We start from the raw sequence: 7,503 nt of genomic DNA, 5'->3' as shown, positions 1-7,503 counted from the left end.
ATGTCGGCTCGTCGCATCCTGGGGCTGGAGTAGGTCCCAAGGGTTGGGCTGTTCGCCCATTAAAGCGGTACGCGAGCTGGGTTTAGAACGTCGTGAGACAGTTCGGTCCCTATCCGCCGCGCGCGCAGGAGACTTGAGAAGGGCTGTCCCTAGTACGAGAGGACCGGGACGGACGAACCTCTGGTGTGTCAGTTGTCGTGCCAACGGCACTGCTGATTGGCTACGTTCGGTAGGGATAACCGCTGAAAGCATCTAAGCGGGAAGCCTGCTTCAAGATGAGGTCTCCCATCCCTTTGTGGAGTAAGGCCCCCGACGAGACCATCGGGTTGATAGGCCGGATGTGGAAGTGCGGTAACGCATGGAGCTGACCGGTACTAATAGGCCGAGGACTTGCCACATAACAATTACTTGCTACGCGTCCACTGTGCGGTTCCCGAGGTGCGGTTGTGTAACCACATCTCCATAGAGTTACGGCGGTCATGGCGAAAGGGAAACGCCCGGTCCCATTCCGAACCCGGAAGCTAAGCCTTTCAGCGCCGATGGTACTGCGTGGGGGACCACGTGGGAGAGTAGGTCGCCGCCGGACATCTTCCCGATGGGGGTCACTCATTCGTGAGTGACCCCCATCGTTGTCTTTAGCGGAGGGGCAGATGCCCGAAAGAGGATCCGGAGGCCGGTCCGGCCGCAACGACCGAGGCCGCCAGGATCGGGCTCGCACCGACCGCGGTCGGGCTGATCGGGGTCGTCAGGACCGCGGCCGCGGCGACGGTGGACATGGCTACGGCGGTCGTGCAGAGCACGGCCGTACCGAGCGTGGCCGCCCCGACCGTCCGGGCGGCGCAGGCGGTGAGCGGCGCGCCGGCCCGCCCGGTGACCGCGACCCACGCCAGCGGGGCGGTAGCCGGCGCGGCGCGACGGTCCCGGACCCTGCGGTTCCCGACGACATCGATGTGCGGGAACTCGACAAGGAGGTCCGCCAGGAGCTGCGCAGCCTGTCCGCGCCGGTCGCCGAGCGCGTGGGCGCGCAGCTTGCAGCCGCAGCGCGCCTGATCGACGAGGACCCGGCGGCGGCGCTGCTGCACGCCCGCGCGGCACGCCGAATGGGCGGGCGGCTTCCCGTCGTGCGGGAGGCGGTGGGGATCGCGGCCTATCTGTCCGGCGAGTGGGCCGAAGCATTGACCGAGTTGCGTGCGGCCCGCCGGATGAACGGCGACGCCGCGGTGCTGCCCATGATCGCCGACTGCGAACGGGCGCTGGGGCGGCCCGAGCGGGCGCTCGAGGTGAGCCGTGATCCGGCGGTCGCCGCGCTGCCCACGTCCACCAAGATCGAGATGATGATCGTCGAGTCCGGGGCGCGCAAAGACCTCGGCCAACTCGACGCCGCACTGCTGGCCCTGCAGGGCCCCGAGCTCGACGCGACCGGCGTCGAGGACTGGACCCACCGCCTCTGGTACGCCTACGCCGACACCCTCGAGCGTGCCGGGCGCACCGAGGAGGCGCTGCGGTGGTTCGGCTCGGTGCGGGATATCGATGGCGACGAGACGACCGACGCCGATCAGCGTTACCGCGACCTCGCCGGGAGCACGCCGCCGAAGCAATGAGACCTGCCGGCGCACGGTGGAGCCGACGACGTCAAGCGTCCGTCCACAGCGCCGTCCGGCGTCCACAGATCGGTGTTGGCTTCTCGCCGTCGTCCGTACCGACGAGCAGGCTGCGTGCATGACCACCAAGAACGCCGCGACCTCCTCGACCCGCAATCCGCCTGCGCGTAAGGCGAATGGCGTCGATTCCGGATCCGATCACTGCAACGACGTGCGGCTGGTGGGCCGCCTGTCCGCGGCGGCCGTCGAGCGCGAACTGCCCAGCGGCGACGTCTGCGCGACGTGGCGGCTGGTGATCCGCCGCCCAGCGACCGCGCGCGCCGGCGCCCCCACTGTCGACACCATCGACTGCCTCACCTGGGTCGGTGGCGTCCGGCGGCAGTCCCTGCGTTGGCAGCCCGGCGACGTGATCGAGGTGGAGGGCGCGCTACGCCGTCGGTTCTGGCGTTCACCGGGCGGTCCCGCCAGCCGGTGCGAGGTGGAGGTCCGGCGGGCCCGTCGGGTGCGGACGGCAGGCGCGGCCTATGACGCGTCGTAACGCCGGAGGACCAGGCCGCTGCGGGGCTTGGGGGTGAACAAGGTCGACTTGCGGGGCATCCGTTCCCCGGCCGCCGCGACCGCCGCGACCTGGTCCACCGGGGTGGGACGGAGGATCAACGCGGTGCCCCCGGCCGCCCGTGCCGTGGCCAGCGCCGCTTTCAGGTCGTGCTCGAAGTCGACGATGCCCTCCCGGTCGTCGAGCCGCCACAACTGCCCGATCAACAGCCGGTGGGCGACGGTCACGTCGAGCTCCCGCCAGGCGGGGGCGTGGTCGTCGGGTACGGCGGCGGCGAGCTGCGCCGGGTCGGGCCGGGTGAGCAGGTGCCAGCGGTCGCCGTCGCTGAGGACGAAGGCGGGCCCGTCCCGGCCGGCGTCGGCGAGCGCCTGCAGCGCGGAGTCCGGCTCCGGTTCGAGGCGGGTCACGGTGAAGGCGGCGGAGGCCGCGCGCACCGCCTGGTCGAGCGGAAGCCCGGCGATGACCCGGTGGATCGCCTCGACCCGCGGGCCGAACGCGCGGGCGTCCACCAGATAGACCAGTCCGAAGTCCCACGGCCCCGGCCCGTCGCCGCGCGCGTGCCGATCGGCCTGGTAGGCGAGGTAGGTCGCGTAGCGATGATGCCCGTCGGCGATGAGCGCGTGCCGGGGCAGCAGATCCGCGGCCACCGCCGCGAGCGCCTCCGGATCGGTCACCGACCACAGCCGGTGACGGATCCCGTCCTCGGTGGTGGCCTGCATCTCGGGCTCGCGGGAGTCGACCTCGGCCACCACGGAAGACGCCGCCCCGCCGCCGTCGTAGACCAGATAGATCGGTTCGAGGTTGGCGGCCGTCGCCTCGGTCAGCGCGAGCCGGTCACTGACCGTACCGGTCATGGTGTTCTCGTGCGGCAGGATGATGCCGGCCTCCGGCGCGGCCAGCCCGGCGGCGCCGAGCAGGCCGCGGGTCACCGTGCCGCCCGACGCCATCTCGTAGATGTAGAGCGATTGCTCACGATCCGTGACCAGGACGCCGGTCGACCGCCACTCCTCGAGGGTCCGCGCCGCGCGCTGATAGCGGCTGAGTCCGCCTCCGCGGTCATCGCGTGGGAGTATGAGGCGAACGAAGTTGTGTGGGTCGGCCTCCTCGAGCGCCGTGCGCGATGCGGGGTCGATCACGTCGTAGGGCGGGCTGAGCAGCCGCGCGAGGTGCCGAGGTTCGGTCGTCGCGTAGCGCAGCGCGCGAAACGGGGCCAGCACGAGGCCACCGGGAGAGGGGATGGACGAGTCGGACGGCACGTGATCGACGGCGGTCATGGCCGCATCGTAGGTGTCCGGTGAACAGCGTCGAGCCCGGCGCTGCGGCCGGGCGGGGAGGAGTGATCGCCGGTGGCCGAGTACAGCCGAAACGGGTACGACGAGGAGCCGGTCCGGCGCCCCTATGACGACCTACCGCCGCCGCCACCTGACGTGGTGCCGCAGGGCGAGGTCTACGACTGGTACATCCGCGGTGTGGAGCTGCTCGAAGGCGGCAACCCGGCGGCCGCGGTCACGCTGATCGAGCACGCCGCAGAAGCCGAACCGGAGTCCCGCAGCGTCCGTGAGGCGCTGGCCCGGGCGCAGTTCGACTCCGGACAGTTCGAGCAGGCGGTCGAGAGCTTCGCCTGGATCGTCTCGGTCAACCCCGCCGATGACTACGCACAGTTCGGGCTCGGCCTCGCCGACGCCAAGACCGGCGACCTGCAGGGCGCGGTCGAGCACCTCGCCCTGGCTGCCGCGATGCGCCCCGACATCACCCACTACGCCACCGCGTTGCGCGGCGCCCGGGCGGCGCTCTCGGCCGCCCGCAAATAGGACTCGCGGCGAGGCTAGCGGCGAGGCCATCGGCGCGGCCCTTTACGGTGGGGCAGGCGGATCCGCCCAACCAGCCGACGACCGTGGGGAACAGCGTGCCGCAGCCGCTTCAGGGGTCCACCGTGCCGCTCGTCGAGCGCTACGACGTCGCGCTGCTCGACCTGGACGGCGTGATCTATGTCGGCCACGACCCCGTTCCCGGGGCGGCCGACGCCCTCACCCAGGCCCGTTCGCGCGGGATGCGGCTGGCGTTCGTGACCAACAACGCCTCCCGCACCCCGGTCGAGGTGGCGTCCCTGCTGGGCAAGGTCGGCGTACGCGCCGAGACGGACGAGATCGTCACGTCGGCCCAGGCCGCCGCCAGGGTGCTGGCCGAGAAACTTCCGGCCGGTGCCCGGGTCCTCGTCGTCGGCGCCGACGCCCTTCGACAGGAGGTCACCGGACGAGGTCTGGCCGTCGTCGCGAGCGCCGACGAGGAGCCGGACGCCGTCGTGCAGGGCTACGCCCCGGACACCAGCTGGCGGGACCTCGCCGAGGCGACCGTCGCGGTACGCCGCGGGGCGTGGTGGGTCGCGACCAACATCGACACGACGCTTCCGTCGGCCCGCGGAGCGCTGCCCGGCAACGGCGCCCTCGTCGGGGTCGTCACCGCGGCGACCGGCGCCCGGCCGTTGGTCACCGGCAAGCCGGAGCCGGCGCTGCACCGGGAATCGGTCGACCGCACCGGCGCGCGGAGCCCGCTGGTTGTCGGTGACCGGCTGGACACCGACATCGAGGGTGCCAACGCCGCCGGTTCGGCGAGCATGCTCGTGCTGACCGGCGTGACCGGGGCCGACGAACTGCTGGCCGCCGAGGCCGTCCACCGGCCGACCTACCTCGCCGCCGACCTCACCGGCCTGCTCACGCCGCACCCGGCGCCGCAGCGGGAATCCGGTGGCGGCTGGCGGTGCGGCGGCTGGCAGGTCTCCGCTGCGGACGACGGTGCGGTCGTGCTGAGCGGAACCGGACCGGATCGGCTGGATGCGCTGCGGGCGCTGTGCGCCGCGGCCTGGGAGGCCGGTCGGCCACCCAGGCTGCGCCCGGGCGGCGCCGCCGCGACCGAGGTGGCGGCGGGCTTCGGACTCACCGGCGGCTGAACGGCCGCTGCGCGGACGGACCGGGTCAGAAGTAGCTGCGCAGCCGGATCAGGTCGAGGATGCCGGCGTCGATCCGCACCCGGCCGCCGGCCCACGCCGACGGCAGCGACAGGCTGCCGTCGCTGAGGGCCAAGAGGTCGTCGCTGGTCATCGTGAGCGTGATCTGCGCCTTCGGGGACTCGGGCGCCAGGGTGATGTCATGCAGACCGCCGTCGCGCAGGGTTCCGGCGAACACGACGCTCAAGTCGGTGAGCCGGCAGGCGACGCTCCGGGTTTCGATCCGCCCCTTGGTGGCCCCGTCGGCCCGCTGCAGCCGGCCGGCGAGCCGGTGCAGCGCCTGCTCGCACTCCTCGACGCTGGCCATGACCTGCACTCCCTCGGCGTCCCGGTCACCGGGCGGGCGGGGCTGACGGTATCGCACCGGGTGTCGGCCTCCCGACGGCGACGGCGTGGGGCGGTAGCGTGGTCGAGTCGTTGCGGTTCCCGAGGGAGTGGGCATGGTTGCAGACGCGCTGCCGGACGGTTCGTCGCTGCCGGACCCGGCGATCGCCCGGCTGCGGGCCTTGACCGGCCGGCTCGGCGCGCTCGCCGACCTGCCGGTGGAGCAGCACGCCGCGGTCTATGACGAGGTGCACGCGGCGCTGGTCGAGTCGCTCGAGTCCCTCGATGAGGGCTAGTCGACGGTGGCGCGCCGGGCCCGCCTGGATGCCGAGCTGGTACGCCGCGGCCTGGCCCGATCCCGCGATCATGCCGCGGCGCTGGTCGCCGCCGGTCGGGTCAGCGTGAACGGTCAGGTCGCGACGAAGCCGGCGACCGGCGTCGAACGCGCGACGCCGGTACTGGTCGCCGAGCCGACCGACGGCGCGGACTACGTGTCCCGGGGAGGTCACAAGCTGGCCGGCGCGCTCGACGCGTTCGGCTCGCTCGTCGTCGCCGACCGGCGCTGCCTGGATGCCGGCGCGTCCACCGGGGGGTTCACCGACGTCCTGCTCCGCCGCGGGGCGGCGAGCGTCGTGGCGCTCGACGTCGGCTACGGCCAGCTGGCCTGGCCGCTGCGCACCGATCCGCGGGTCCACGTCGTCGACCGCACCAATGCCCGGGCCGTCTCCGTGGACCTCATCGACGGGCCGGTCGACCTCGTCGTCGCCGACCTGTCATTCATCTCGCTGCGGCTCGTGCTCCCGGCGCTGGCCGGCGTGGCCCGGCCCGGAGCCGACCTGGTGCCCATGGTCAAGCCGCAGTTCGAGGTCGGCCGCGAGCACGTGGGGTCGGGGGGCGTCGTCCGCGATCCCGCGCTGCGGGCCCGGGCGGTCCTGTCGGTCGCCGATGCCGCGGCCGAACTCGGCTACGGCGTGGCCGGTGTCGTGGCGAGTCCGCTGCCCGGTCCGTCCGGCAACGTCGAATACTTCCTGTGGCTGCGGGCCGACGCACCGCCGGCGTCCCCCGACGAGGTCGCCGCCGCCGTGGCCGCCGGGCCGTCATGAGTGCCTCCGGACCGGCGCGCGTCGCGCTGCTCGTCACCCACACCGGCCGGTCGGACATCGTCGACCTCGCCCGCCTCGTCATCGGGCGGCTCGGCGCGGCCGGGTTCGAGGTGCGCGTGCTTGACGAAGAGGCCGGCGACCTGCACGTCGAGGGCGTGCGCGTCGTCGCCGCCGACGACTGCGCGGCCGACGACGCCGAGATCGTGCTCGTCCTGGGCGGCGACGGCACCTTCCTGCGCGCCGCAGAGCTGGCCCGACCCACCGGCGCCGGACTCCTCGGCGTCAACCTCGGCCGAGTCGGCTTCCTCGCCGAGGCCGAGCCCGAGGCACTCGACGACACCATCGCCCGGGTCGTCGACAAGCACTACGACGTCGAGGAGCGACTCACCATCGACGTGACGGTGCAGCCACCGGACGGACCACCGGTGACCGCGTGGGCGCTCAACGAGGCCTCGGTCGAGAAGTCCGCCCCGGAGCGGATGATCGAGGTGTCCATCGAGATCGACGACCACCCGCTCACCAGTTTCGGCTGCGATGGCGTGCTGTTCGCGACACCGACCGGGTCGACGGCCTACGCGTTCTCCGCCGGCGGGCCGGTCGCCTGGCCGTCGGTCGAGGCGCTGGTCGTGGTCCCCAACAACGCCCACGCGCTCTTCGCCCGGCCGCTGGTCACCTCGGCCGGTTCGGTGCTCGCCGTGCGGCTGCTCGCCGACGGGCACGATGCGGTGCTCTGCTGCGACGGGCGCCGTACCCTCCCGGTGCCGCCGGGGTCCCGCGTCGAAGTACGCCGGGGCGTGCAGTCGGTGCGGATCGTGCGGGTGCACTCGCGGGTGTTCACCGACCGGCTGGTCGCGAAGTTCGCGTTGCCGGTGAAGGGCTTCCGGGACCGGCGGCGCTAGGGTCGCAACGACGTCA

Annotated in this window: 9 protein-coding genes and 2 rRNA genes; 9 read left to right on the top strand and 2 right to left on the bottom strand. The window is 72.7% G+C overall.

What is annotated here, in order from left to right; translation table 11 throughout:
* From VGH85_01135 to VGH85_01120, 4 genes are all read left to right on the top strand, one after another.
* Positions 1 to 398 (top strand): 23S ribosomal RNA (locus tag VGH85_01135); the annotation flags it as partial.
* 71 nt (positions 399 to 469) lie between these two features.
* Positions 470 to 586 (top strand): 5S ribosomal RNA (rrf, locus tag VGH85_01130).
* A 364-nt stretch (positions 587 to 950) separates the two neighbouring features.
* Positions 951 to 1,601 (top strand): hypothetical protein, encoded by a 651-nt coding sequence (locus VGH85_01125; protein ID HEY2172393.1) that lies wholly within the window; start codon positions 951 to 953, stop codon positions 1,599 to 1,601.
* A gap of 118 nt (positions 1,602 to 1,719) precedes the next feature.
* Positions 1,720 to 2,139 (top strand): hypothetical protein, encoded by a 420-nt coding sequence (locus VGH85_01120; GenBank protein ID HEY2172392.1) that lies wholly within the window; start codon positions 1,720 to 1,722, stop codon positions 2,137 to 2,139.
* Here VGH85_01120 and VGH85_01115 read toward each other — a convergent pair.
* Positions 2,124 to 3,431: a DUF1015 domain-containing protein gene (locus tag VGH85_01115; GenBank protein HEY2172391.1), complete on the bottom strand. Its 1,308-nt coding sequence runs from the start codon at positions 3,429 to 3,431 to the stop codon at positions 2,124 to 2,126. The genes VGH85_01120 and VGH85_01115 overlap by 16 nt on opposite strands.
* Before the next feature lie 72 nt (positions 3,432 to 3,503).
* Between VGH85_01115 and VGH85_01110 the strand changes: the two genes are divergently transcribed.
* Entirely contained in the window at positions 3,504 to 3,968 is a 465-nt protein-coding gene (locus tag VGH85_01110; GenBank protein ID HEY2172390.1) for a tetratricopeptide repeat protein, read from the top strand.
* 95 nt (positions 3,969 to 4,063) lie between these two features.
* Complete coding sequence (locus VGH85_01105) at positions 4,064 to 5,104, top strand: HAD-IIA family hydrolase (GenBank protein HEY2172389.1); 1,041 nt, start codon at positions 4,064 to 4,066, stop codon at positions 5,102 to 5,104.
* Between the two features lie 25 nt (positions 5,105 to 5,129).
* On the opposite strand, the gene VGH85_01100 is transcribed toward VGH85_01105, so the two are convergent.
* Positions 5,130 to 5,468 carry a hypothetical protein gene (locus tag VGH85_01100; GenBank protein ID HEY2172388.1) on the bottom strand — a complete coding sequence of 113 codons (339 nt, stop codon included), beginning with the start codon at positions 5,466 to 5,468 and terminating at the stop codon, positions 5,130 to 5,132.
* Between the two features lie 133 nt (positions 5,469 to 5,601).
* Here VGH85_01100 and VGH85_01095 point away from each other — a divergent pair, with 133 nt between their 5' ends.
* The 3 genes from VGH85_01095 to VGH85_01085 are packed head-to-tail and all read left to right on the top strand — an operon-like array spanning position 5,602 to position 7,487.
* Positions 5,602 to 5,781 (top strand): hypothetical protein, encoded by a 180-nt coding sequence (locus VGH85_01095; protein ID HEY2172387.1) that lies wholly within the window; start codon positions 5,602 to 5,604, stop codon positions 5,779 to 5,781.
* Between the two features lie 6 nt (positions 5,782 to 5,787).
* A complete protein-coding gene (locus VGH85_01090) occupies positions 5,788 to 6,588 on the top strand; it encodes a TlyA family RNA methyltransferase (protein ID HEY2172386.1) in 801 nt (266 codons plus the stop codon).
* Positions 6,585 to 7,487: an NAD kinase gene (locus VGH85_01085; protein ID HEY2172385.1), complete on the top strand. Its 903-nt coding sequence runs from the start codon at positions 6,585 to 6,587 to the stop codon at positions 7,485 to 7,487. Before VGH85_01090 ends, VGH85_01085 begins: the two co-directional genes overlap by 4 nt.
* The last annotated feature ends 16 nt before the right edge of the window (positions 7,488 to 7,503 follow it).

Source organism: Mycobacteriales bacterium, assembly GCA_036497565.1.
In the GTDB taxonomy this organism is placed as follows: Bacteria; Actinomycetota; Actinomycetes; order Mycobacteriales; family QHCD01; genus DASXJE01.
The sequence above is the reverse complement of the archived record's forward strand: the minus strand, read 5'-3'. Positions and strand labels throughout refer to the sequence as shown.